16 protein-coding genes are annotated in these 24,670 nt (G+C 57.7%); 4 read left to right on the top strand and 12 right to left on the bottom strand.

The annotated features are described in order from the left end of the window. Nucleotides 1-118: 118 nt before the first annotated feature. From BSP75_RS18075 to manA, 6 genes are all read right to left on the bottom strand, one after another. Complete coding sequence (locus BSP75_RS18075) at nucleotides 119-2,011, bottom strand: PTS fructose transporter subunit EIIC (protein ID WP_075114122.1); 1,893 nt, start codon at nucleotides 2,009-2,011, stop codon at nucleotides 119-121. Nucleotides 2,012-2,454: 443 nt separating this feature from the next. After that, a complete protein-coding gene (locus BSP75_RS18070; RefSeq protein ID WP_075114121.1) occupies nucleotides 2,455-4,893 on the bottom strand; it encodes a GH92 family glycosyl hydrolase in 2,439 nt (812 codons plus the stop codon). 307 nt (nucleotides 4,894-5,200) lie between these two features. Continuing rightward, on the bottom strand, nucleotides 5,201-7,723 hold the full coding sequence (locus tag BSP75_RS18065; RefSeq protein ID WP_075114120.1) for a GH92 family glycosyl hydrolase: 2,523 nt from the start codon (nucleotides 7,721-7,723) through the stop codon (nucleotides 5,201-5,203). A 61-nt stretch (nucleotides 7,724-7,784) separates the two neighbouring features. Next, on the bottom strand, nucleotides 7,785-10,187 hold the full coding sequence (locus tag BSP75_RS18060) for a GH92 family glycosyl hydrolase (protein WP_075114119.1): 2,403 nt from the start codon (nucleotides 10,185-10,187) through the stop codon (nucleotides 7,785-7,787). Nucleotides 10,188-10,243: 56 nt separating this feature from the next. Next, complete coding sequence (locus BSP75_RS18055) at nucleotides 10,244-12,940, bottom strand: GH92 family glycosyl hydrolase (protein WP_075114118.1); 2,697 nt, start codon at nucleotides 12,938-12,940, stop codon at nucleotides 10,244-10,246. A 638-nt stretch (nucleotides 12,941-13,578) separates the two neighbouring features. Further along, nucleotides 13,579-14,769 carry a mannose-6-phosphate isomerase, class I gene (gene manA / locus BSP75_RS18050; RefSeq protein WP_075114117.1) on the bottom strand — a complete coding sequence of 397 codons (1,191 nt, stop codon included), beginning with the start codon at nucleotides 14,767-14,769 and terminating at the stop codon, nucleotides 13,579-13,581. A 116-nt stretch (nucleotides 14,770-14,885) separates the two neighbouring features. On the opposite strand from manA, the gene BSP75_RS18045 reads away from it, so the two are divergent. Further along, nucleotides 14,886-15,761: an AraC family transcriptional regulator gene (locus BSP75_RS18045; protein WP_042656031.1), complete on the top strand. Its 876-nt coding sequence runs from the start codon at nucleotides 14,886-14,888 to the stop codon at nucleotides 15,759-15,761. A gap of 156 nt (nucleotides 15,762-15,917) precedes the next feature. Next, nucleotides 15,918-17,171, top strand: a complete 1,254-nt coding sequence (gene icd, locus BSP75_RS18040) for an NADP-dependent isocitrate dehydrogenase (RefSeq protein ID WP_042656032.1) — start codon at nucleotides 15,918-15,920, stop codon at nucleotides 17,169-17,171. A gap of 75 nt (nucleotides 17,172-17,246) precedes the next feature. Here the strand turns inward: icd and BSP75_RS21635 are convergent, their stop codons facing one another. The 3 genes from BSP75_RS21635 to dsdX form a co-directional block, all read right to left on the bottom strand. Next, a complete protein-coding gene (locus BSP75_RS21635) occupies nucleotides 17,247-17,423 on the bottom strand; it encodes a hypothetical protein (RefSeq protein WP_111805851.1) in 177 nt (58 codons plus the stop codon). Nucleotides 17,424-17,732: 309 nt separating this feature from the next. Further along, entirely contained in the window at nucleotides 17,733-19,061 is a 1,329-nt protein-coding gene (locus BSP75_RS18035; protein ID WP_075114116.1) for a D-serine ammonia-lyase, read from the bottom strand. A 16-nt stretch (nucleotides 19,062-19,077) separates the two neighbouring features. After that, entirely contained in the window at nucleotides 19,078-20,415 is a 1,338-nt protein-coding gene (gene dsdX, locus BSP75_RS18030; protein ID WP_042057809.1) for a D-serine transporter DsdX, read from the bottom strand. Nucleotides 20,416-20,638: 223 nt separating this feature from the next. Between dsdX and dsdC the strand changes: the two genes are divergently transcribed. Continuing rightward, on the top strand, nucleotides 20,639-21,583 hold the full coding sequence (dsdC, locus tag BSP75_RS18025; protein WP_075114115.1) for a DNA-binding transcriptional regulator DsdC: 945 nt from the start codon (nucleotides 20,639-20,641) through the stop codon (nucleotides 21,581-21,583). A gap of 168 nt (nucleotides 21,584-21,751) precedes the next feature. Here dsdC and BSP75_RS21630 read toward each other — a convergent pair whose 3' ends face one another. The 3 genes from BSP75_RS21630 to BSP75_RS18015 form a co-directional block, all read right to left on the bottom strand. After that, nucleotides 21,752-21,928 carry a hypothetical protein gene (locus BSP75_RS21630; protein ID WP_005337704.1) on the bottom strand — a complete coding sequence of 59 codons (177 nt, stop codon included), beginning with the start codon at nucleotides 21,926-21,928 and terminating at the stop codon, nucleotides 21,752-21,754. A gap of 310 nt (nucleotides 21,929-22,238) precedes the next feature. Continuing rightward, nucleotides 22,239-22,688: an NlpC/P60 family protein gene (locus BSP75_RS18020; protein ID WP_075114114.1), complete on the bottom strand. Its 450-nt coding sequence runs from the start codon at nucleotides 22,686-22,688 to the stop codon at nucleotides 22,239-22,241. A gap of 195 nt (nucleotides 22,689-22,883) precedes the next feature. After that, nucleotides 22,884-23,792 (bottom strand): hydrogen peroxide-inducible genes activator, encoded by a 909-nt coding sequence (locus BSP75_RS18015; protein ID WP_042057802.1) that lies wholly within the window; start codon nucleotides 23,790-23,792, stop codon nucleotides 22,884-22,886. Between the two features lie 146 nt (nucleotides 23,793-23,938). On the opposite strand from BSP75_RS18015, the gene BSP75_RS18010 reads away from it, so the two are divergent. Beyond that, complete coding sequence (locus tag BSP75_RS18010; RefSeq protein ID WP_005337701.1) at nucleotides 23,939-24,541, top strand: peroxiredoxin C; 603 nt, start codon at nucleotides 23,939-23,941, stop codon at nucleotides 24,539-24,541. The last annotated feature ends 129 nt before the right edge of the window (nucleotides 24,542-24,670 follow it).

Below are 24,670 nucleotides of genomic sequence, written 5' to 3'. Positions count from 1 at the left end.
CGTGAAGCCAAGGCCACAGAGGTATAGTGTGAAAAAAGCCAATAAAAACAATGCCAGTCAGGCTTAACTGACTGGCATTACCGTGATGGGCCCCTTGTACTGAGTGGTCTGACTGCTATCAGGCGGCGTTTGCCTTGTTGCCCAGCGTGCGGGCCAGCAGACCTTCCGGATTGTGAATCGCCTCTTTGGTCTTCACATCGATGACCTCGATATTGGTGAAGCGCTCACGGTATTTGATGGCCACATCGTGGGCGAAGATGACGCAGCGTGCGTTGGCGACATCCTTGGCGGTGATGCGGTTGATGATGCCGTTGGCGCCCTGGGTCTCGACCTTGATCTTGATCCCCTGCTGGGCAGCGGCCTTCTGCAGGCTCTTGGCGGCCAGGAAGGTGTGGGCTACGCCAGACGGGCAGGCAGTGATGGCCAGTACGTCCGCTTCCCCTTCCGCTTCAATGACTTCGAAGCTGGTTTGAGTGGTGGTCACGTCATCTTCTTCGCTCACCGGCTTCTTCAGCAGGTTGACGATGACGGCAGTGGTCAGGGCGCCGAGGATGGTACCCAGGATGTAACCCATCTTGCCTTCAACAACCGGCAGGACAATCCAGCCACCCCAGGGGGCGTGGTTGATACTGTGCATCATAAAGCCGGTGATGTTGCCGACGATACCGCCTGCGACGATGGCCGGGATAACACGCATGGGGTCAGCGGCGGCAAACGGGATGGCACCTTCACTGATACCGATCATGCCCATGATGGCGGCCGCTTTGCCGGATTCACGCTCTTCTTTCTTGTAACGCTTCGGAGACATGAAGGTGGCCAGTGCCATACCCAGCGGCGGTACACAGATGGCGATACCGACGCCGCCCATCAGCCAGGGCTGGGTGTTGACCTGAGTCTGGGCAAACAGGGTGGCAACCTTGTTGACCGGGCCGCCCATATCGAAGGCGGTCATACCACCCAGAATGGCACCCAGCATCACTTTACCGGAGCCCGCCATGCTGGAGAGCCAGTGGTTCATCCCTTCCATCATGGCGGCGATCGGGGCACCGATCCCCCACATCACGATGCCACACACCAGGAAGGTACCGATCAGCGGATAGATGAAGATGGAGCCGAGGGAGGTCATGGAGTCAGGCAGCTTGATCCGTTTGAGCTGATTGACCACGAAACCGGCGATAAAGCCCACCAGAATGGCGCCGAGGAAACCGGTTTGATAGTGCTGAACGGCAATCCAGGAGCCGATCATACCCGGGGCCAGGCCCGGTTTGTCAGCCAGCGAGTAGGCGATGTAGCCACCCAGCACGGCGGTAAACAGGGTCAGACCGGCGATACCCATGGTCGCCATGTCTTTGAGGAAGCCCGCTTCCGGCACGGCGCCCTTGCCGCTCAGCATCACCGACAGGGACAGCAATACACCGCCTGCCACGATGAAGGGGATCATGTGGGAAGTACCAAACAGCAGGTGCTGCTTCATGGTATTGAGGCGATCCTTGAAGGTGCGCTCTTCGGGCTCAGCCGGTGCAGTGGCAGCCGGTTTGGCGGCAGGGGCAGGCTTTGCCACTTTCGGGCCTTGTTTGAGCAGGGTCAGGGCTTGCTCGACAGTGGTGGCCGCTTTCATTTGCTCGATAAAGCCCGGCTCCAGCAGACGGGTAGAGAGCTCCGCCAGCACTTCGATATGGTGATTGGCGCCGCCATCCGGGGAGGCGATCATGAAGATCAGCTGGGTCGGCTTGCCATCTTCGGCGCCGTACTCGATGCCCTGACGGCTGACACCGATGGCAATGGCCGGGCGGCTGACCGCCTTGCTCTTGGCGTGGGGCAGGGCGACACCCTGCTCGAAGCCGGTGCAGTCCAGCTGCTCGCGGGCCCAGACATCTTTGACGAATTGCTGTTGATCAGACACGGCGCCATCGCGCGCCAGCATCTGTGCCATCTCGTCGAACAGTGCCTCCTTGCTGGTGGCCTTCAACTCCAGGCAGATGAGTCTGCCGTTGGTCATGGTGGGTAACATCTCACTCTCCTTTCCCGTCAGGGCTAAGTCATGCGTTGCGAATTGGGCTCATTATTGCCCTCTATGGTGGGGTTGGACAGGCGATGAATGTAGCAATAACTGGATTTTTGTTGCATGGTTTTGCCGGTGTGATCCAGCTCGCAAAGTGTTGTGCTTTGACTCAATAGTTGGGTTTGTTTAATTCATGGCGGGATGTGACAGCGGTCAAGGTATGACGGAAAAACCCTTGCAACGGTATTTAAGGCCATTTTTTGCGGTTTATTGCCCGATTTAAGGCTGATTTGAGAAAAAACGGGTTGATGGCTACACCGACGCTCCCCACTGGAAAATAGAACGGCCCGGCGCTGATTGGATTTTATCAATCCATCTGGCGTGGGCCGTCGGGTATCACAAAGTGACATTCTCGGGTTGCGTGCTGAATGTCACTTCAATGCTATGGCTCGTTACTTCTGTGGCGGGGTATTGCCCATCACGAAGTGGAGGTTGCCACCGGGCACAAACTCCTTGTGCTCGAAGAAGAGGCCATCCTTGAGCGGTTTGCCATTGATGGTGACCGACTGGACATAGCGGTTCTTGGCGTTGTTGTTATCGGCGATGATGGTGAAGGTTCCCCCCTTGACCGGGATGGTCGCTTTGGCAAACAGCGGGCGGCCGATGGTGTAGACGGGGTCTGCCGCATTCACCTGATAGAAGCCGAGTGCTGACATAACGTACCAGGCAGACATGGAGCCCACATCCTCGTTGCCGATGATGCCTGCCGGGGTGTTCGAGTACATGGTGTCGAGGATGTAGTCGACCGTCTCCTGAGTTTTCCACGGCTCCGAGGTCCAGTTGTAGAGGTAGGGGATATGGTGGGAGGGCTCATTGCCGAAGGCCACCTGACCCATCATCCCGGTCATGTCAGCGGTCTCCGACCCCTGACTCTCGGCGGAGAAGGTGGCATCCAGATTCTGCTTGAAGGCCTCTTCTCCGCCCATCGCGGTTTTCAGCCCCTTGATGTCATGGGGCACAAACCAGGTCCACTGCCAGGCGTTGCCCTCGGTATAGTTACCGGTCTCATGTTCGGTGCCATAGGGATCAAACGGTGTCATGAAGGAGCCATCGATCATCACCGGACGCATGAAACCGGTCACCCCGTACTGGGCGTATTCGGCCGCATTGTGGTCGAAGTAGCGCTGGTAGCCGTTCGAACGGGCCAGATAGCGCGCTTCGGCAGTCGGGTTGCCAGCTGCTTTGGCGATCCGGGCGATGGCCCAGTCGTAGAAGGCGTTTTCCAGACCGTAGGAGACCGACTCTAGGGTGTAATCAGCGAAGACGGGCTGACCATCGATCCGCTGCACCGCCGGCGCAAAGCCGTTCTTCTCGATGTAATCGATATGATTGGTCAGGGTCTTGTCCAGCACCGCCTTGTCCCACTCGGTCGCCAGCATGGGGTAGTTGGTATAGGTGGAGCTGTCGATGGCGGCCTTGAGCGCCAGGTTTTTCTCCTGCGCGGTGAAGGCCTCGGGGTATTTGGTGATGGCATCGGCAATCACTACCACCGCCGGATAGCCCACCATGGTGCCGGTCTCATCCCCCAGATGTTCCCACTTGGGCAGCAGGCCGCTCTCCAGATACTTCTGGATCAGGTTCTTGGCATATTGCACGGCGCGGGCAGGTTCGGTGATGGTCTTGAGCGGGTGCAGCGCCCGCTGGGTGTCCCACAGGGAGTAGACCGAGAAGTTGGGCTGCTCTTCGCTCGCCTGACCATAGTAAATCGAGTAGCTGCCTTCCCCCTTGGCCTGCGCCCCTTTGCCCATGCCGCGGTAGTTGCCATCCACATCCTGATGGACGATGGGGGCGATCTTGGTGTGATAGAGGGCGGTGTAGAAGATCTCGCTTTGCTTCTTGCTGCCCCCCTCGATGGTGAAGTTGAGGGCGTTGGCCCACTTGTCGCGGGCATTGGCGCGGGCCTCGTCAAACGATACATCCCCTTCGGCCTGGTAGTTTTTCTGTGCACCGGTGGCATCAACCGCCGAGAGGGCAACTTTGGCATTGAGCTGGGCAGAACCGCCCTCTTCAAACTCGACGTAGGCGGTGACATCGGCATTGGATTTGGCCTTGTGCTCGGCGCTCAACCCCTCTACCGGCACACCCCCGGCGAGGAGGTAGACCCCTTTGATCTTCTTGTCGAAGGTCGCATAGAAGAAGATCTTCTGGTTTTTTGCCCAGCCTGAGAAGTGGGTGGCATCCCGCTCGCCGGTGATGGTGTAGCCATCTTCGCTGACAGTGAGCTTGTTGCGCAGCGAACTCGAGCCCCAGTCGCTGTTGAGGATCGAGTTCAAGTCGATCTTCAACCGTTGGGGTTGGCCCTGCGGATAGGTGTAGCGGTGAAAGCCCACCCGCTCGGAGGCGGTCAACTCTGCCTTGATGCCATTTTCGGCGATACGCACCGCATAGTAGCCAGGCTCGGCCTGCTCGGATTTTTTGTCCATTTTGACCGAGATGGCCTTGCGGTAATCATTGTTCGGCTCGATGTATTTGGCCTTATCTTCGGTAAAGGGCAGGAACAGAATATCCCCGAGCCCCCCCATGCCGGTGCCGGAGAGATGGGTGTGGGAAAAACCGAACAGGGTGTCTTTGTCGAAGTGATAGCCGGAGGAGGAGTGCCACCCTATCAGTTCGGTATCCGGCGAGAGTTGCACCATGCCTTCCGGTACCACGGGGCCGGGAAAAGTGTGACCGTTAAAGCCAGTGCCAACAAATGGATTCACGTATTGCAACACATTGGTTGGCGTTGGCTTTTGCTCGTCGTTATCGGTGCTGCTGTTATCTGAATCGCAGCCGGATAACATGGCCAGGGTGCTGGTCAGGGTAATGGCCAGAATATTTTTCTTGAACATATGGAACGGCTCCATCGGGTAGGGGGTGAGCAGTCAGAATTTATTTTTTTGATGCCGGAGTAATGCCTGCGCAATATCAAGGAGCGGCGCTGTCAATCCCGGCGAGCGCTATTATTCCCATGGCTCCTGTTTCATCGACAGAGTAAAAAAGTGTCATTCACTAGACTTTTGTGACAAGGCTGTCTGTTTGTGATCCGCGTATCATGTGATGCAGCACGTCATATTTTTTGAGTGTTCTTGTGAATCGACCAAAAAAGAGGCCCAAAGGAAGCTTTGGGCCTGAACATATATTGGCAATCAATGATGGTTATTTATTATCTGAGCGGGTCGGTTTTTGTGCCGTCATGATAAATTTCAACTCACCACCTGCCCGAATATCGCTGTGGTTGAATGTCAGGTTTTCCCCCAAGGGTTTGCCGTTGATGGTGACCGATTCCACATAGATATTTTGGGGGCCATTGTTTTCGGCGATCACGGTGAATTTCCCGCCATCGATATCCATCGTCACCTTGTCAAACAGCGGCCGACCTATGGTGTAGACCGGGACTCCCGGCGTGACCTGATAGAAGCCAAGCGCACTCATGATGTACCAGGCGGACATTTGCCCCACGTCCTCATTGCCAATCAGCCCGGTGGTGGTCGGGTGGAAGAAGCTGCGTACCGCCTGATCCACATACTCCTGGGTTTTCCACGGCTCCTTGGTCCAGTTATAGAGGTAGGGAACATGGTGATCCGGTTCGTTCCCCATCACGAACTGCCCGATATAGCCGGTCATATCCCCCTGCGAGGTATCGGCGTTGGAGTTGGCGGTGAACAGGGCATCCAGATTCTTCCTGAATTTCTCCTCGCCACCCATTACCTCTTTGAGCCCCTCGATATCGTGGGGAACAAACCAGCTCCACTGCCAGGTGTTGCCTTCGGTAAAGTCCTGCCCCCGGTGCTCGGCACGATAGGGCCAGAAGGTGTCATAACGGCTGCTGTCGTTGATGTCGCAACCTGGTGGGGGTGTGACCGGGTTGCCGTTTTTATCGATAGCGCAGGAGGGGTAGTTGTTGACCCAGCTGCCATCGTAATTTTTGGGGCGCATAAAGCCGGTCGAACCATATTTGCCATATTCCGTTGGGTTGTAGTCAAAATAGGCGCGCCAGGTGGTGGCCCGGGTCAGATAGCGGTTCTCGGCAGACTTGTCGCCCGCCAGGCGAGCCAGCTGGGCGATACACCAGTCGTAGTAGGCATTCTCGACGCCGTACGAGACGGACTCGTTGACCAGCTCATCGTATTTGTCCTGCGCCATGCCCCCCTCTTCGGGCTTGAGTTTGACGTTGGCGGGGACATAGCCGTGCTGCTCGGCATACTGGCCGTGACGGGTCATTACGGTGAAGCGCTTGTCACCGTTCCAGGGATCCTGATAGGGCACCCAGCTTTTGGTCAGCTCAAGGTCAAAGTTGGCGGAGACATTGGCCGCCTGCAGCGCCAGCTTTATCTCTTCCGGCGTGAATGCATCCGGGTATTTGACGATGACGTCGGCGATGATGGAAACCGCCGGATAGCCGACCATCTCGCCGGTATAGTCGGAGTGCAGCTCCCACTTGGGCATGATGCCGCCGGTTTTATATTTGTTGAGCAGGTCGTGCACATAGTCGATGGCGCGCTCTTTTTCGATGATGGTCTTCAATGGGTGGGCGGCGCGGAAGGTGTCCCACATGGAGTAGACCGAATAGTTGGTAAAGCCCGGCTTGGCCTGATGCACCTTGCCATCCATTCCGCGATATTGACCATCCACATCCTGATAGACGAAGGGGGCGATGTAGGTGCGATAGAGCGAGGTATAAAACATCGTCTTGTCGGCATCGCTGCCACCCTCCAGGGTGAATTTATTGAGCACTTTTGCCCATGCCTGCTTGTTCTCCTGCACCACCTGATCGAAGCGGTAGCCATGTTCATCGGCGCGCAGGTTGGCCATGGCCCCCTCTATGCCGGTGCCCGAGATGGCCATCTTCATGGTGATGGGCTGATCCCCTTTGGCAAAGTTGAGCTGGGTCACCACATCCCGCACCCGGGGTCTGGTTTCGCCATATCCGATGTAATCGGCCAGACCCACCTCGGTGTCGCTGCTCAGTTTGCCATCGACATAGAGGGTCTGCTCCACGAAGGGTTCGGAAAACTCGGCGTAGAAAAAGACCGTTTGCCACTGCCCCCACTCGTTGCTGGTTCTGGCTCCGGCAATGGCGTTGTCGCTGACCCGCTTGAAGTAAATGTTGCGGGAGTGGTTGCCGTATTGCTCCAGCAGCTCGTGCTGCTGATCGAGCTGGACTTTGCGATCTTCACCCGCCGGATAGCTGTAACGGTGAAAGGCAACACGCTGGGTGGCAGTGAGTTCGGCCTGGATGCCGGTCTCTACCAGATCGGCCTTGTAATAGCCCACCTCCGACAGCTCGCTCGGCTTGTTGATGGTGACCGGGTCGGTATTGCTGCCGGTGAAGGGCAAGAAGGCGAAGTCATTGAGATCGCCCTTGCCAGCCCCCGAGATATGGGTGCTGCTGAAGCCGGAAAGCTTGGCCAGATGGTGGTGATAGTCGGATGGGGAGCCCTTGCCATTCCAGTTGGCTTGGTTCCAGCTATCCGGGCCCGGCTGGATCATCCCCTCCGGCATGACGGGGGCCGGATTGACATTGCCCAGCCCATCGGTGCCGATCAGCGGATCGACATATTGCAGCACCTGCAGGGCATTGTCGGGGCGGCCGTTGTCAGTGGTCTCATCGTTTGTGTTGCAGCCATAGAGGCCAAGCAGGGCGGTCACCATGATGGCCAGCTTGTGGGGTTTGAACATCGTTGTTCCTCAATTCCGGATATGAAAACGCGGCAAGCCGGGTGGCTTGCCGCTTGTAGAGTTACGGGGTCGGTTGCTGGTTGGTCATCACAAAGCGCAGTTCACCACCGGGACGGATCTCGCTGTGGGCGAAGGTGTTGTACTGGTTGAGTGGCTTGCCATTGATGGTGACCTCTTTGACATAGAGGTTGTCCGGGCTGTTGTTCTGCGCCACCACCTTGAACTGGCCGTTGGGCAGATTGATGGTGACCTTGTCAAAGATGGGACGACCGATGGTGTAGGTCGGGTCGCCCGGGGAGATTTGATAAAAGCCCATGGCGCTCATGATGTACCAGGCCGACATCTGCCCGACGTCTTCATTGCCGATCAGGCCATCCGGGCTGTTTTTGTAGAACTCCTTGTAGACCCGGTCGAGGTACTCCTGCGCTTTCCAGGGCTGGGCGGTGCGGTTGTAGAGATAGATGACGTGGTGGGAGGGCTCGTTGCCGTGGATGTACTGCCCGATATAACCCGTCATGTCCTGATGTGCTTCGCCCCCGTTGGGGTCGGCGTTGAACAGGTTGTTGAGCTTGTCGTTCAGCCCCTGCTGGCCGCCCATGATCTCGGTCAGCTTGTCGAGATCCTGCATGAATGACCACTGCCACTGCCAGGCGTTGCCCTCGGTGTAGTAGAAGGCATCTGACTTGTAGGGATCGAAATCGGCTGGCGCGTATTTCAGGGCGCACGGGTCGCCATTTTTCAGCTCGGTCGGCACGAAGAAGCCCTTGCCATCGGCATTGCCAGCCTGGGCATCCCAATGCTTTAGCGAGTTGTAGGAGCGCGCCTTGAACTCTTGATAGGTGGTCATGTCGCCCGCGGCTTTCGCCATCTCGGCGATGGTCCAGTCGTAGAAAGAGAACTCCAGCGAGTAGGAGACCGAGTTCCAGTTGGGATAACGGACGCACTGCTCTTTTTCGTGATAGCTAAGCTGACCGGCCATCAGCGAGCTCAGAATGTCGTCATGGATTTGCGGGTAATCGGCAGGCCGGTAGTGAGCCGATTTGACCGAGGCTTGCAGCGCCTCCTCGGCATCGATCAGCCCCTTGGTCACCGCATCGGCGAGGATGGCCGCCGAGGGGTAGCCGATCATGGTGCCGGTTTCCGAGCCGTGGCCTTCCCACTTGGGCAGCAGGCCAAACTCCACGTTGGATTTGCGGATCAGGTCCTTGGCATACAGGGTCGCCTGTGGCGGGTCCATGATGGTCCACATGGGGTGAACGGCGCGGAAGGTATCCCAGGTCGAGTAGATGGAGTAGTTGGGGGTATCGCCAGGTTGCAGGGTGCGCAGGGTGCCCTGCATATCAAGATATTTGCCATCCACATCGTAGAGCTCGATGGGGGCGATCATCATGTGGTAGAGGGCGGTGTAGAAGTTGGTCTTCTCGGTCTGAGTGCCTCCCTCCGCGCGGATCCTGGTCAGTTTGTCGGCCCAGGCATATTCGGCCTCGGCTTTCACCTTGGCAAAATCAAAGGTGGGGGTTTCGGCCTCCAGATTCTTCTGTGCTCCTTGCCAGCTCACCGCGGAGATGCCGACCCGGATCTCGATGGGTTGCTCACCCTGGCCAAAATTGAGGTAGGCGGTCAGGTCATCCCCTTGATAGACGCTGTTGGGGCGCATCTCCCGGGTCGGCATCTTGTCTTGCTCGCCCAGCATGGCCTTGGCCACGGGTTGGCTGAATTTGGCGTAGAAGAAGATGTTCTGGCCCTGATGGTTCTGGCCCTGAAACCAGCCAGTGGAGGTTTTGCGGCCACGCAGGGTGTACTCATCCACCACTTCGATTTTGTTTTTCAGCGACTGGCCGTTGTTGTTGAGCAGGGTATGGCCCAGATCGAATTTCACATTGCGATCCGCTCCCTTGGCAAAGGTGTACTTGTGCAAACCGACCCGTTTGGTGGTGGTCAGCTCAACTTCAATCTCCCCCTTGTTCAGTCTGGTTTGGTAATAACCGGCGCTGGCGTGCTCATTGGTTTTGTCAAAGGCGTTTATTTGGGCGTCAGCCATCTCGGCATAGGGCAGTACCAGAATGTCGCCCAGATCGGTGGCGCCGGTGCCGGAGAGATGGGTATGGGAGAAGCCGTAGAGCGGTACATCGGTCGCGACGATCTCGCCCGTGAGGTAATTGGAAGAGTCCCAGTAGCCGGAGGCGGAGTGCCAGGGGTTGAGCCCGCTCTCATGATCGGTGTTGGAGCCAATAAAGGTATCCGGCGAGAGCTGCACCATGCCGGCAGGGCGGGTGGCGCCGGGGAAGGTGTGGCCGGAGGCGGCGGTACCTATCATGGGATCAACATATTTCAGTAGCGACAGATCGACAACCGGGGTCACCGGTTTCTCGATGGCGGTAGACTCGCTCTCACTGTTGCAACCGGCGATGCCACCGGTCAGCGCGGCAATCACCGCAAGAGAAAGCAGATTGCACTTGAACATGGCCATTCCATTTTTTGAGTGATGATGGGGGAGGGAACCCTCCCCCGAACAGGTGATTAACGGGAGCCGGCAGGCAGGTCGCCTTCGTGCAGGAAGGTGCCGATACCTTGCGAGGGCGGCAGATCTTCCGGCTGGCTGGCCCAGTTCTGGTTGGGGCTATCGCCCATCACGAATTCAAGCTTGCCGCCACTGAGGATTTCCTCATGGGTGAGGTAGCTGCGATTGAACTCGCTGCCATTGAGGCGAGCAGACTGGATGTAGATGTTGTCGCGGCTGACGTTCTGAGCCGTGACGGTGAACTGCTTGCCAGCGCCCACATCGAGCGAGGCGGTTTCAAACATCGGGGTGCCAATCTCGTAGATGCCGGAGGAGGCATTGACCGGGAAGAAGCCCAGTGCCCGGAACACGAACCAGGCAGAGAGAGTGCCAAAGTCATCGTTGCCACAGATGCCGTCAGGGGTGTTTTTGTAGCAGACGTTGGTGGCTGCCGCGATGGCCGCCTGTCCCTTCCAGGGTTGCCCTACGTAGTTGTAGAGGTAGGGCACATGGATATCCGGCTCGTTGCCCTGCACGTGCTGACCCACGTTACCGGTGTTGAATACCGGGAACTGGTTGTCGCCAGCGTTGCGATCAGGGTAGGTGGTCCAGTACTCGTCCAGTCGCTTGGCAAACAGTTCGCCACGTTTGGCCTGAGGGTTCCGGGTCTGATCGAAACGGGTCATCAGATCGACCAGACCGTGGATGTCATGCTGCACGCTGAAGGCGTATTGCCAGCCGTTGGACTCCGCGAATGACCAGTTGAACATGTCCGGGCGCCAATCCTTGCCCACTGCCCGGCTAGTTTTCGGGTCTACCCAACCGGCATCGATGAAGTTGCCATCGTAGTCACGGGCCTTGAACCACCCTTTGTACTGCTTGCCGCCAAAGTCAAACTGCGCCTGCCAGTTCTTGGAGCGATCGGCAAACTCCTGATAGCGGGGATCACTTTCGCCAAACACCGCCTTGATCGATTGGGCGATCGCCCAGTCATCCATGGAGTACTCCAGCGAGTAGGAGGAGGTCCAGGCATCCTTGAAGGGAGAGTGTGATTCCCAGTCGTTGGTCGGCGGCGTGTCGTGCAACTGGGCAGGCACATAGCCCTGCTGCTCGTACTCCTTGATCCAGGCGACCCCCTGGCTGGTGGATGCGCGGGCATCGGTGATCATGGCCGTCACCAGTCGCTCCTTGATCTCCTGACGTTCCGCATCGCTGAAGCCCAGCGCGATCATCCGTCGGTCCAGCGAGCCTTTGGAGAGCACATCGTGGATCACCGGGGTGGAGTGCATGCCCATCATCATGCCGGTCTCGTTACCCTTGAAGGTCCACTCCGGCAATCTGCCCTTGCGCAGGTTACCTTGATCGTCCATCCACTCCTCCTCGGCGTAGGAGAGCATGGAGAGCACCACATCGGCGAGGCGATCCGGCTCCAGCAGTGACGAGAGGGGTTGTACTGCGCGGTAGGTGTCCCACAGGGAGAAGGTGTCGTAACGGGTAAAGTCCGCTTTGCCATCCCGGTTGGCATCGGCGGTGCGTACCGACTCCTTGAGGGTGTCGATCTGCTCGCCCCACGGCGTGTTGCCATCCGGGTAGGCATTGCGTCCCTGATGGACCTGGCGGTAACGTCCGTCCAGATCGGAGTGGATGGTCTGGCCCAGATAGGTGTGGTAGAGCGCGGTATAGAAGGTCTGTTTGTACTCCTCATCCCCACTGACCCGGATCTTGCCCAGCTCCTCTTCCCATTTTTGGGTGGCTGCCTGACGCACATCGTCAAACGACATGTTGGCCACTTCGGTCATGTTGAGGGAGGCGCCAGCGTTGCCATCCCGGCCGATCTCGACGTTGGAGAGGGCCACCTTGGCCTCGACGGCCAGGCCCTTATCTGCGGTATCAAATTCCACATAGGCGCGAGCGTACTGATATTTGCCTCGGGTCTCGTTGCCGATCTCGGTGGTGCCTTCCGGCAGATCCAGATAGCGGTTTTGGTCTTTGTCGAAGTAGGCGAAGCGGATGTTTTTGATGGGCTGGTCGAACTCCATCACGAAGAACTCTTTCTGGCTGGGGGCCCAGCCGTCGGAGAAGCGGTGGCCTTCGATCCGGTTGTTGGTTTTGTCCCACTTCAGATAGGAGTCGGAGGTGTAGTCCCAGTTGACCTTGAAGCCGAGGTTGACCACGATTTCCGACTTTTTATCCTGCGGGAAGGTGTAGCGATGAACACCCACCCGATCCGAGGCGGTCAGCTCGGCCTTGATGCCGTAATCTTTCAGATCGACCTTGTAGTAGCCCGCGGTTGCCTCTTCATCCTTGTGGCTGTAACGGGAGGCTTCCAGATTCAGGGAGGCCGACCCCTCGTTCAGCATGAAATTGGAGCGGGAGTTGATCGGCATCACCAGAATATCGTTGAGATCTCCGGCTCCGGCCCCCGAGAGGTGGGTGTGAGAAAATCCGGCGAGGCGATTGTCGTGGTAGTAATAGCCGGAGATATATTCCCAGCCATTGGCGCCGTTGTTGGGCGAAAGTTGCACCATGCCATGCGGGGTGGTGGCGCCGGGATAGGTGTTACCCAGATTGCCTGTGCCAATAAACGGATTGACGTAACGGGAGACGCTGGACTCTTTATTGTTATCGACCGCGGTATCTGAGTCATTTTGACAGCCGGATATACCAACCAGGCCAGCCAGTACGGCACACGCAAGTAAGGAACGTTTCAGTTTCATATTTGTCGCCACAGGTTAATGAAAGTAGGGTATCGAACGTATAAAAACCGATAATGCAGTCGCCGGATCAGCCAATGAATATCTGCCGGATGAGAGGGCCATCTGCATGTATTATCCCGGCTGCCACTGGATAGTCAGAGTGACAGGGGAAAATATCAGCCAGATAACATGGATAGTGAAAACGATCTGGCCATACAGGCAGAAAAATAAAAGCGCAGGAAAATAACAGGCAGCCATAGCCTGATTTAAAAGTCGCCCCTTACATTTATGAAATAAGTGGCTGAGCTGTGTCACATCTGGAATATATAAATGCTCTTAAATGTTTTTCCTGCTGCCTGTAAATTAACGATTTCTATTATTTCCGTGATTAATATCCGGGGACAGAGGAAAAAAATGGCATTAACTGGATTTTTATGACGTGTGGGGAAGGGTGTGAGCTGGCTCGCATAACCGCAGGGTGGCGTGACCACGGAGGCTAAATGATATTAATCATTATAAGTCAACGTGTTATTCTTCGGTATTGGGTTAAATGAGCAATTTTGTGAGTCCTACCCGCCCCCACGTGGTCAGATGAGCTGGAAAAAAGGGCCCTGAAGGGCCCTTTGAACAGACGGTAGTGAGCCGATGGCTCAGCAGGATCAGCGGTTGCTGGCGCGGGCAAAACGCCCTTCAGCCGTCACGCGATAATCGCCGGTGCTGGCGGGCACAAAAGCAGATTGCCCGATGGTCAGTGTCAGACGCTCGCCATCCTGGCCAATCAGGGTGATGGGCCCATCGATGGCGAACAGGATCTCGGCATTGCCGGTGGTGAGGGCATGTTCCCCTGCGCCATACACGCTGAAGGTGAAGTCCGGTACCGGTACGTCGAAGTGCTGTACTGTGCCTTCCATGCGTGGGCTGAGCAGGATCTGGTCGTCCGGTTTGGCGACACAGCGGGTACAGGCCAGCAGCTCCGGCACATCCATGTATTTGGGGGTCAGACCGGCACGCAGCACGTTGTCGGAGTTGGCCATGATCTCCAGGCCAGTGCCGTGAATGTAGGCGTGGGGGGTCTGGGCATCGAGGAACATCGCCTGACCCGGCTCAAGCGTCACCACGTTGAGCAGCAGCGGCGAGAAGAGCCCCACATCCCCCGGGTACTGGTTGGCCAGATTGCTGATGGTGGCGAAGGTCTCTTCATCCTGATGGGCGGCGGCATAGGCCAGCAGGCCAGCCAGCGCCTCGTCCTTGCGCTCACCGTTGAGGATCAACAGTTGGTGGAAGAAGTGCTGCAGGCCCGCTTCATTTTGTGATTGGCGAAGCGCCGCGGTCAGGTCGGCCAGCGCGGGCAGCGCCATGCGATCGAACAGGGCCAGGATGGCCGGGATGGCGCGAAAGCCGTTCATCGCCTGATAGCGGGTGAGGGCAAAGACCAGCTCCGGCTTGTGGTTCGGATCCTTGTAGTTGCGGTTGCTCGCCTTGATATCGATGCCTGCGGCCTCTTCTTTGGCAAAACCGGCCTCTGCCTGTGCCTTGCTCGGGTGTACCTGAATGGAGAGCGCCTGCTCGGCGCAGAGCACCTTGAACAGGAAGGGGAGTGAGCCGAAGCGCGCCTGGGTGGCTTCGCCCAGCATGGCGACGGGGTTGGCGTCAATCAGGCTGGAAAGCTTCACGCTCTCGCCCGCCAGCGTCACTTCGGAGCAGCCATTGGGGTGAGCGCCCATCCACAGTTCAGCTTGTGGTTTGCCTTCGGGATTTTTGATGCCAAACAGCGTGGTCAGGGAGTCACGACTGCCCCAGACATAATCCTGGATCGGGTTGCACATTAGAAAAAACGGCGGGTAGCTCATGGATGGCTCCTTGTATCAGAACGATTTTTTGGGAATTTCAGTCTGGCGCGGACTATAGCATGGCAGGGGCAGCGCACCGCAATCGGTTGCTCTCTGCATCTTGATCAGGATCATTCATGAGTATCATCTTTACCCAGCTGTTGGATGGCTTTCTAAGTGAGGGGGAAGGCTTTGAGAAGGTGCTGTTTGCCTCTGACAAAGGGGTACCACCCTGCTTCAGTTATCAGGTCAACTTCCCCCGTCTCGAGCTGGTCTTCAGCGGCCACTATCTCAACCAGATCTGGTCCCCGGAAGGGGATGTACAGTCGGTTCAGATGGGTCAGCGGGAGGCGATGTACATTCCCCCCAACGGCTGGAACAAGCCGGATTGGGACAACGATTGTTCCGTGCTCAGCCTGTTATTCGGCAAGCGCCAGATCGGCTTCAGTCTGGTGAGCAAGCACAAGGGGGACACCGGCTTCTTCGATGTGCAGAAGCACAGTATTCAGGCTGGTGCCGGACGGGCGCTCGATCATATCCTGCTTTCTCTTAATACCCTGGCGCAGGAGCCGATAAGGGCGCCGATGGACAATTACCTGCTGCAGGCGCTGCTCAGTTACTCACGGCAGTTGCTGGTGGAGTCGGAGAGCGGTCGTCCTCGCGGCTCCGATCTCTTCCACGGCATCTGCATCTACATTCAGGAAAACTTTCACCGCCCCATCAGTCGCGAATGCATCGCCGCCCGCTTCAATCTCTCCCCCAGCCACCTCTCCCGCTTGTTCCGCCAGCAGGGGCACATGCGGCTGGCGGACTACATCAGCTGGGTACGGCTGGAGCGGGCCAAGTTCATGCTGAAAAAGTATCGCTTCCGCCTCGAAGAGGTCGCCAATCGCTGCGGGTTTACCGACGTGAACTACTTCTGCCGGGTGTTCAAACAGAAGACCGGCCTGACCCCTTCCCAGTACCGATCCCTGAGTCAGCCGCAGGCGGCGGCTAGCGAGCTGGAGGGATAACGGGGCGGGGTCGGGGAGGCGTGGTGACGGCGCACTGGCGGGTGGCTACCTCTTTGGTCTGACATGCTTTCTTGTCGTTTTATTATGAAAATGAATGGGCTAAGATGGCCGCGCGCAACAAACAAGTTGATAACAAACGGAAGTTAGGAGATGCCGATGGAAAGCAAAGTAGTAATCCCGACCCAGGGTCAGAAAATCACAGTCGATGCCAACGGCAAGCTGCAGGTTCCCAACCATCCGATCATTCCGTTTATCGAAGGGGATGGCATCGGTGTTGATGTAACCCCGGCCATGTTGAATGTGGTGAATGCTGCGGTCGAGAAAGCCTACAAGGGCGAGCGCAAGATCGCCTGGATGGAGATCTATACCGGCGAGAAATCGACTCATATCTATGGCGAAGGTGCCTGGCTGCCGGCCGAAACCCTGGATTTCATTCGTGAATATTGCGTGGCCATCAAGGGCCCGCTGACCACGCCGGTCGGTGGCGGTATTCGCTCCCTCAACGTGGCCCTGCGTCAGGAGCTGGATCTCTACATCTGCCTGCGTCCGGTTCGTTACTACGAAGGGACCCCGAGCCCGGTCAAGCGTCCGGATCTGACTGACATGGTGATCTTCCGCGAGAACGCCGAAGACATCTACGCCGGTATCGAGTGGAAGGCCGACAGCGCCGAAGCGAACAAGGTGATCGCCTTCCTGCAAAACGAGATGGGCGTGAAGAAGATCCGCTTCCCCGAGTCCTGCGGCATCGGTATCAAGCCGATGTCCAAGGCCGGTACCGAGCGTCTGGTGCGTGCCGCCATCGAGTATGCCATCGACAATGATCGCGACTCCGTGACCCTGGTGCACAAGGGCAACATCATGAAGTTCACCGAAGGTGCCTTCAAGGATTGGGGTTATGCTCTGGCCCAGAACGAGTACGGTGCCCAGCTGATCGACGGCGGCCCCTGGTGCTCCTTCAAGAACCCGAAAACCGGCAAGACTATCGTGGTCAAGGATGTCATCGCCGACGCCTTCCTGCAGCAGATCCTGCTGCGTCCGGCCGAGTATGACGTCATCGCCTGTATGAACCTCAACGGCGACTACATCTCCGATGCGCTGGCCGCTCAGGTAGGCGGTATCGGTATTGCACCGGGCGCCAACATCGGTGACGGCGTGGCGCTGTTCGAAGCGACCCACGGTACTGCACCGAAATATGCCGGTCAGGACAAGGTCAACCCGGGTTCGCTGATCCTCTCCGCCGAGATGATGCTGCGCCACATGGGCTGGGTCGAAGCGGCCGATCTCATCATCAAGGGGATGGAAGCGGCCATCGCCAACAAGACCGTCACCTATGACTTCGAGCGTCTGATGGAAGGTGCCACCCTGCGCTCCTGTTCCCAGTTCGCCCAGGACATGATCGATCAGATGTAATGATCGGTTGAGGGTCAGAAATGCAAAACCGGCGCCATGAGCGCCGGTTTTTTTATCGGTGAAGAGCGAAGGGGCTTATTGCGCCTGCTCTACGTGTTGCTGGTAGCGTTGCTGCCATTTGCTGGTTTCTGCTTCATCACCCTGTGCCTTCCAGAAGGCGCAAATGGTGTTGGCAAGTTCCGAAGCCATCGCGTGATCTCCGTCACGGCGACTCATCAGATAATCACCCAGCCAGCCTTGATATTGTTTCATTACCCGATCTCCTTATCTCATGTGCCCTTGATGGTGTCCTCTCTGATGGGAACCGGATGGCTCGCCATGAGGGGTGACATCACCAGACATGATGGTGCAGAGTCACGACCCGGGCAGAGTGCCCGATGGGCAATCTGGCGGCGAACGTGACGCGAGATGTCAAAAAACGAGCGCCATTTTAGCACAAACTGAGCAACTTGGGGGAATTGTCGCCACGGATTGCAATGGATCGGCCCCATCCCCTTGTTCCCAAAACAGAAAACCCGCCGTGATGGCGGGTTTGTTTGCAGATAAATGTGGCGAAACAGCCTAGATCTTGGCGCTGGCCAGGTATTTGGCCATCTCCTCGGCGGGCACCATGCCACCACCGGTGGCCCATACCAGATGGGTGGCCTGTGCCATGGTGATCGCATCGAAACCACGCGCCTGCCACTCCGGGTTGGCCGCCACGCGCCACGGGCCTGCCATACCCGCCAGGGCGGAAGGTTCGAGTTTGATCTGCTCATCGCGCGCTAGCAGCCCCAGTAGGTCATACATCTCCTGATCGCTCAGGGTGTAGAAGCCATCGAGCAGCCGCTCCATCGCGCGGCCGACGAAACCGGAGGCACGCCCTACCGCGAGGCCATCGGCGGCGGTGAGGTTGTCGATACCCAGATCCTGCACTGCAATGGCATCGTGCAGCCCGGTGTGGACCCCCAGCAACATGCAAGGGGAGTGGGTGGGTTCTGCGAAGAAGCAGTGAACGTTATCCCCGAACGCGAGCTTGAGGCCAAAGGCCACGCCGCCCGGGCCGCCGCCGACACCGCAGGGCAGATAGACGAACAGCGGGTGCTCGGCATCCACCTTGATGCCCAGCTCGTCGAACTGTTTTTTCACCCGCTCGCCCGCGACCGAGTAGCCGAGGAACAGGGTGCGGGAGTTCTCGTCGTCGATAAAGAAGCAGTTGGGGTCGCGTTCGGCCTCTTTGCGCCCCTGTTCCACCGCCACCCCGTAATCTTCGGCATATTCGACCACGATCACCCCGTGCTCGCGCAGCTTGCGTTTCTTCCACTCCCGCGCATCGGCAGACATGTGGACGGTGACGGTAAAACCGAGCTTGGCGCTCATGATGCCGATGGACATGCCGAGGTTGCCGGTAGAGCCCACTGCAATGCTGTACTGGCTGAAGAACTGGCGAAACTCGTCCGTGAACAGTTTGCGATAGTCATCTTCTTCGCAGAGCAGTCCGGCCTTGATCGCCAGTTGTTCGGCGTGAGTCAGTACCTCGTAGATACCGCCACGGGCCTTGATGGAGCCGGAGATGGGCAGGTGACTGTCTTTTTTCAGCAGCAGCCTGCCGGTGACCTCAACGCCGTAACGCTCATTGAGGGTGCGTTGCATCGCCGGGATTGCCGCAATCTCTGACTCCAGAATGCCGTTGCTGGCACGGGTCTCCGGGAAGGCTTCGCACATGTAGGGGGCAAAGCGTGCCAGACGGGCGGAGGCATCCGCCACATTGTGGTTATCGAGCCCGACATAGGGCAGACCGACTGCCAGGGTGGTGGCGTTGGGGTTGAACCAGCTGACCTGCTCGAGATCAATCAGGGATTGCACCAGCGGGAATTGGTTGGTGAGCTGTTGTACGTCGATGTTTTTCATAGGGTTCTCGGTCTTGTTACACGATATAGGAGAGCAGGAAAGTACCGGCCAGTGCCATCAGGGAGGCAACAAAGGTGGCGGTGGTGTAGTACTTGAGCGTTTCGTTCAGGGTGGCACCGCAGTATTGCTTGACCAGCCAGAACAGGGAGTCGGTCACCATGGTGCAGCCGATGGCGCCGGAGCCGATGGCGAGCGTCATGATCTCCGGGCTGATGTTCGGGTAGTGCACCATGATGGGGGAGACGATAGCGGTGGCGCCCATCATGGCCACGGTGGCGGAGCCCACGGCAGCGTGCAGCACGATGGCGACCAGCCAGGCCAGCAGAATGGGGTGCATATCCAGCTGGGAGAGGATGGTGGCCAGGCTATCGCCCAGACCGCTTGCCTTGAGTACGCCGTTGAAGGCGCCCCCCGCCCCGATGATGAGCAGAATGTTGGCGATGGAGGAGAAGCACTCCTCGGTCTTGTTGAGCAGCCCTTCCATCTTCATCTGCTGGCGGATCCCCAGCACGTAGTAGGCGGTGAAGGCGGCGATAAACATGGCGGTGATGGGGTTGCCGATAAACTCCAGCACAACATAGAGGTGGCTTGCGTGATCCATGTTGAGCTCGGCGACTGTCTTGGCCAGCATCAACAGGATGGGCAGCAGCACAGTGAAGAGTGAGGCGCTTAAGGTCGGGAGAGTTGCCTCATCGCGGGCCTTGATGTCGGCAAAGGCGGCGGGCACCTCCTTGAATGGTACCCGTTTGCCCAGCAGTTTCAGGAACAGCGGGCCGCCCACCAGCGAGGCAAACAGCCCGACCGCGAGGCCATAGACGATGACGGAACCGATATCGGCACCCAGCTGATTGGTGACATAGAGGGCGGCAGGGTGAGGCGGCACGATGCAGTGCACGGCCATCAGGGCGGTGCAGAGCGGAATGGCCAGGGTCAGCAGCGAGGTTCTGGTTTTACGGGCGATGGAGAAGGCGAGCGGAATGAGCAGCACTACCCCCACTTCGACAAACAGGGTGATGCCGCACACCAGACCCACCAGTACCATGATGACCTGGGGCGAGAGCCAGCGGCATTGCTGCAGGGCGAGACCGATGCGCTCCGCCGCGCCAGATACTTCCATCATTTTGCCGAGTATGGTGCCAAGGCCGATGACGGCAGCGAGAAAGCCCAGGGTGCCACCAATGCCCTCTTCCATGGCACTGACCATCTTGAGAGGGTTCATCCCCATCATGGTGCCGACATAGAAGCTTGCCAGCAGCAGGGCGAGGAAAGGGTGTACCTTGCCCTTCACTATGGTAACCACGATAAGAATGATGCTGCTTAGCAATGTTGCGATGACCCACAATTCTGAACTCATACTGCGCCTCGACATCTGTTATGTGTGATTGTTTATGCGCTATTGAATGAAAATGGCGGGTCGCTGACAAATGATGAAATTCGGATCTTGGGTGAAGTGAGATGATGCTAATTCGCCACATTCATCACATTTTCTCGAAACTACATTTTTTGGTTCTTCCCTGATCACCCTGAAGGCGGGTCTTCGGGTGTATCATCGACGGCCATTGCGAAGAGGGGGATGAATGTATAACGGGGATAATTACATATCGCGCAACAAGCTGCTGAGCGGCTACCAGCTGGCCAAGTTGCATACCTTCGAGGCGGCCGCCCGCTACGGATCGTTTGCGATGGCGGCCGATGAACAGTCGTTGAGCCCCAGTGCCGTGAGCCACAGGATCAGTGCGCTGGAAGAGGAGCTGGGGTTTAAGCTGTTTGAGCGCTTTCACCGCAAGGTGGTACTGACGGCGGAGGGGCAGCGGGTGTTCTGGGCGCTCAAATCCTCGCTGGAGTTCATCAATCAGGAGATCCTGGAGATCAAGAATCAGGAGCTCTCCGGCACTCTGACCATCTATTCTCGCCCCTCCATCGCCCAGTGCTGGCTGGTGCCCAGGCTGGCGGACTTCTCCCGCCTGCATCCGCAGATCGAGCTCAATATCATTACCGGAAACGAGAACATCAACCTGCACGGTTATGGCATCGATTTGACCCTCTATTTCGATGAGAAGAGCCCGGATCGGCTCGCCATCCACCCGCTGATGGATGAGTACATGTTGCCGGTCTGCAGCCCGGAATATGCCGAGCAGCACGGGCTTATCGGTAATCCCGCCAACTTGTCCCGGTGTCGTCTGCTCCATGATCGGCAGGCGTGGGGATTTGACTCGAATACCGACGAGTGGAGTTGCTGGGCTCGCCATGCCGGGGTCAGCCTGGAGGCATGTCAGCTGAGCATGGGCTTTGATCGCTCTGATCTCGCCATTATCGCCGCCATGAATCACGCCGGTATCGCCATGGGGCGCAAGAATCTGGTGAGCAAGCGGCTGGCGCGCAACGAGCTGGTGGCCCCTTTTGCCGGGCTGGAGGTCAAGTGCGAGCAGCGTTATTACATGGCGACCCTGCCCAACCGTGAGTGCCCCAAGATCCAGGCCTTTATCGACTGGGCACAGGGGATGGCAGCCGAGATGGAATGAACAGAGGCCGGTGCGCAAGAGCAACATGAAGATGGTAAAGTGCGAGTTAACGGGGGTTGCGGTTTAACATGGCGGGAAAATTGGGGGAGAGGGGTTGGCTGATGGTGGTTGGTCGCGAGTGGCCTTGCTGCCAACACCGGATGGCTGGCAGCAAGGCAACGGTCGGGATCAGGTGGTCTTTTCCAGATGGTTCTGGTAAATCTGCTGCCACTTGTCCAGTTCGTTTTCATCACCCTGTTGCTGCCAGAACTCGCAGATGGAACTCGCCATCTCGCATGCCATGGCGTGGTCACCGTCACGGCGACTCATCAGGTATTGTCCCAGCCAGCTTTGATACTGTTTCATTGCAGATCTCCTTATCTATTTAACCCTTGATACTGCTGCTGTGGGCCACCCGTCCGGCAGTGTTGCACCACACTCCACCTTCGCCGCGCGCTGCTTGTTATCGCCTCGCTTGTTGTCAATCAGGACAAAGAGCGTATGAGAAAACAGCGAAAGTGTTAAAAATTGGCCACCACCTTATCACAAAATGGTGTGATATGCAGGCTTTGGGGCCAATTGAGTTATAAGCGTGAGCTGAGTATCCCGACATAACGACAGGGATTGACGGAGGGAGTCGGCACGCAACTTGTACCGCGAGCAGGCGTGTGAGCCGTTACTGGGTCACCCGACGCGCCTGCCAGTAGCGGCTGTTCCAGTAGACGTTGTCGAGGCGCGAGCGGATCACCCCCTTGCTGGTGGAGGCGTGGATAAACTCGCCGGCACCGGTGTAGACCCCCACATGGTACTGCTGCCAGCCGGTTTTGAAGAAGACCAGATCCCCGTGTTGCAGCCGGTAGCGATCCACCGGTTTGCCGATGCTGGCCTGGGATTCGGTGGTTCTTGGCAGGTTGAAGCCCAGCACCTGGTTGTAGGCTAGCTGGGTGAAGGCGGAGCAGTCGAGCCCGGCGCGGCTGGCGCCACCCATCCGGTAAGGGACGCCGCGCCACTGCTGGTAGAAGCCATCAAAGGCACTGCTCTGCCGGGGGGCCGGAGGCGGCTCCGGCGTGCTGGAGCAGGCGGCCAGCAACAGAGTCAGCAGGGATAGCAGCAGCGTGCGATACATCGGGGCTCTCTCCACGGACGGATCTATCAAACGAGACATTCATCGCGCGCCAGTTTCTGCCACACCGTTTTGGCTACAGGCGCTGGCGCGACAACTTTTCCATCATAAACAGGGATCTGGCTTCATACCTAGTCTCTGGAGGGAAAAATGTGGCGGGGGATTGAAAAACGCCAGCCCGGGGGCTGGCGCTTGCTGTCACTCGCAGTGGCTGACCAGCGGGGTCAGCAGCTCGGCCAGCTTGTAGAAGGTCTGCACCCGGGTGGTACTGGGGCGCCAGACCAGACCGATCTCGCGATAGGGGGTCTCTCCCGGCAGCGGGATGGCCACCAGATCGGAGTTGGCAAGAATGCCGGCATCGATGGCCATCTGCGGAAGGAAGGTGGTGCCGAGACCCGCTTCCACCATCTGCACCAGGGTGTGCAGGCTGGTGGCGGCGAACGGGTTGATCTTGCTCTTGTCCCGCAGGCGACAGGCGCTCACCGCATGTTCGGTGAGGCAGTGCTCCCGCTCCAGCAGGAAGATGCTCTGGTTGGGCAGCTCCTTGTAGTCGAACGGGGTATGCAGACCGGCCGCCATGCTGGCGGGCATCACCATGTGGAACGGATCCTGACCGACGGTCTTGCAGTGAAATCCACCGATCTCGATGGGCAGGGCGAGGATCAGCAGATCGAGCTGACCCTGTTCCAGCTGCTTGAGCAGATTGCTGGTGGTGTCTTCACGCAGCAACAATTCGAGGTCAGGATAGGTCTTGCTGCACTCTTTCAGCAGCTTGCTCAGCAGGAAGGGGGCGATGGTGGGAATGCAGCCCAAACGTACCGTCCCCTGCATGACGCCACCCTGATGTTGCCCGAGCTCCATCAGGTCCCGCGCATCGGAGAGCAAATTGCGAGCGCGCTCGACGATTTCCATGCCGACCGGGGTCATAATGAAGCTCTTGTGGTCCCGCTCCACCAGTTGCAGGTTCATCATATCCTCCAGCGTCTGGATCCCGGTACTCAGGGTCGACTGGCTGACATGACAGGCCTTGGCGGCGCGGTTGAAGTTCTTGTGCTCATCGAGAGCGACCAGATATTGCAGCTGTTTGAGGCTGGGCCAACGTTGCATAGAAAAACCCGATTAATGCTATCTATTTAATTTGATTTAACTAATCTACCACCGGGTCTATAGTTTGTCGCTTGAATTAGATGGACTTGGCTCTAGGTAGCCCAATCCTCACCGGATTGTTCACTTCACATAAAGAGGAATTGAATATGGTATTGGTAGGCCGTCCCGCACCCGATTTTACCGCCGCTGCTGTTCTGGGTAATGGCGAGATCGTTGATTCATTCAACCTGTCATCCCACATCAAAGGCAAAGCTGCCGTTGTCTTCTTCTATCCGCTCGATTTCACCTTCGTCTGCCCGTCCGAGCTGATTGCCTTCGATCACCGTTATGAAGAGTTCCAGAAGCGTGGCGTGGAAGTGATCGGTGTTTCCATCGATTCCCAGTTCTCCCACAACGCATGGCGCAATACCAAAGTGGAAGATGGCGGTATCGGTCAGGTCAAGTACCCGCTGATCGCCGACGTGAAACACGAAATCTGCAAAGCCTATGACGTTGAACATCCGGAAGCTGGTGTGGCGTTCCGTGGCTCCTTCCTGATCGACAAGAACGGTGTCGTTCGTCATCAGGTTGTCAACGATCTGCCGCTGGGCCGCAACATCGATGAGATGCTGCGCATGGTCGATGCCCTGCAATTCCACGAAGAGCACGGCGAAGTGTGCCCGGCTCAGTGGGAAAAAGGCAAAAAAGGTATGCAAGCCTCTCCGGATGGCGTTGCCAAGTACCTGTCCGAGAATGCTGACTCCCTGTAATCGGGTCGCACTCTGCGTGAAGAACCGGCGCCTTGGCGCCGGTTTTTTTAGGCTATGTCCCAATTACGTGTTGCATGGGGTGCCCCAGCGCCTCATGCAAACACGCTTTGATATTCACGCCCCTCCCGT

The organism is Aeromonas sp. YN13HZO-058 (genome assembly GCF_001921245.1).
Lineage (GTDB): Bacteria > Pseudomonadota > Gammaproteobacteria > Enterobacterales > Aeromonadaceae > Aeromonas > Aeromonas allosaccharophila.
Note: the sequence above shows the minus strand (reverse complement) of the source record. Positions and strands in the feature narration are given on the sequence as shown.

Excerpts from the sequence above, each read along its gene's own strand:
- BSP75_RS18065 (WP_075114120.1), bottom strand. The coding sequence starts at position 7,723 with ATGTTCAAACCCCACAAGCTGGCCATCATGGTGACCGCCCTGCTTGGC.
- dsdC (WP_075114115.1), top strand. The coding sequence starts at position 20,639 with ATGTATAACGGGGATAATTACATATCGCGCAACAAGCTGCTGAGCGGC.
- BSP75_RS18070 (WP_075114121.1), bottom strand. The coding sequence starts at position 4,893 with ATGTTCAAGAAAAATATTCTGGCCATTACCCTGACCAGCACCCTGGCC.
- BSP75_RS18060 (WP_075114119.1), bottom strand. The coding sequence starts at position 10,187 with ATGTTCAAGTGCAATCTGCTTTCTCTTGCGGTGATTGCCGCGCTGACC.
- BSP75_RS18015 (WP_042057802.1), bottom strand. The coding sequence starts at position 23,792 with ATGCAACGTTGGCCCAGCCTCAAACAGCTGCAATATCTGGTCGCTCTC.
- BSP75_RS18010 (WP_005337701.1), top strand. The coding sequence starts at position 23,939 with ATGGTATTGGTAGGCCGTCCCGCACCCGATTTTACCGCCGCTGCTGTT.
- dsdX (WP_042057809.1), bottom strand. The coding sequence starts at position 20,415 with ATGAGTTCAGAATTGTGGGTCATCGCAACATTGCTAAGCAGCATCATT.
- BSP75_RS18075 (WP_075114122.1), bottom strand. The coding sequence starts at position 2,011 with ATGTTACCCACCATGACCAACGGCAGACTCATCTGCCTGGAGTTGAAG.
- manA (WP_075114117.1), bottom strand. The coding sequence starts at position 14,769 with ATGAGCTACCCGCCGTTTTTTCTAATGTGCAACCCGATCCAGGATTAT.
- BSP75_RS18020 (WP_075114114.1), bottom strand. The coding sequence starts at position 22,688 with ATGTATCGCACGCTGCTGCTATCCCTGCTGACTCTGTTGCTGGCCGCC.
- BSP75_RS18035 (WP_075114116.1), bottom strand. The coding sequence starts at position 19,061 with ATGAAAAACATCGACGTACAACAGCTCACCAACCAATTCCCGCTGGTG.
- icd (WP_042656032.1), top strand. The coding sequence starts at position 15,918 with ATGGAAAGCAAAGTAGTAATCCCGACCCAGGGTCAGAAAATCACAGTC.
- BSP75_RS21635 (WP_111805851.1), bottom strand. The coding sequence starts at position 17,423 with ATGAAACAATATCAAGGCTGGCTGGGTGATTATCTGATGAGTCGCCGT.
- BSP75_RS21630 (WP_005337704.1), bottom strand. The coding sequence starts at position 21,928 with ATGAAACAGTATCAAAGCTGGCTGGGACAATACCTGATGAGTCGCCGT.
- BSP75_RS18055 (WP_075114118.1), bottom strand. The coding sequence starts at position 12,940 with ATGAAACTGAAACGTTCCTTACTTGCGTGTGCCGTACTGGCTGGCCTG.
- BSP75_RS18045 (WP_042656031.1), top strand. The coding sequence starts at position 14,886 with ATGAGTATCATCTTTACCCAGCTGTTGGATGGCTTTCTAAGTGAGGGG.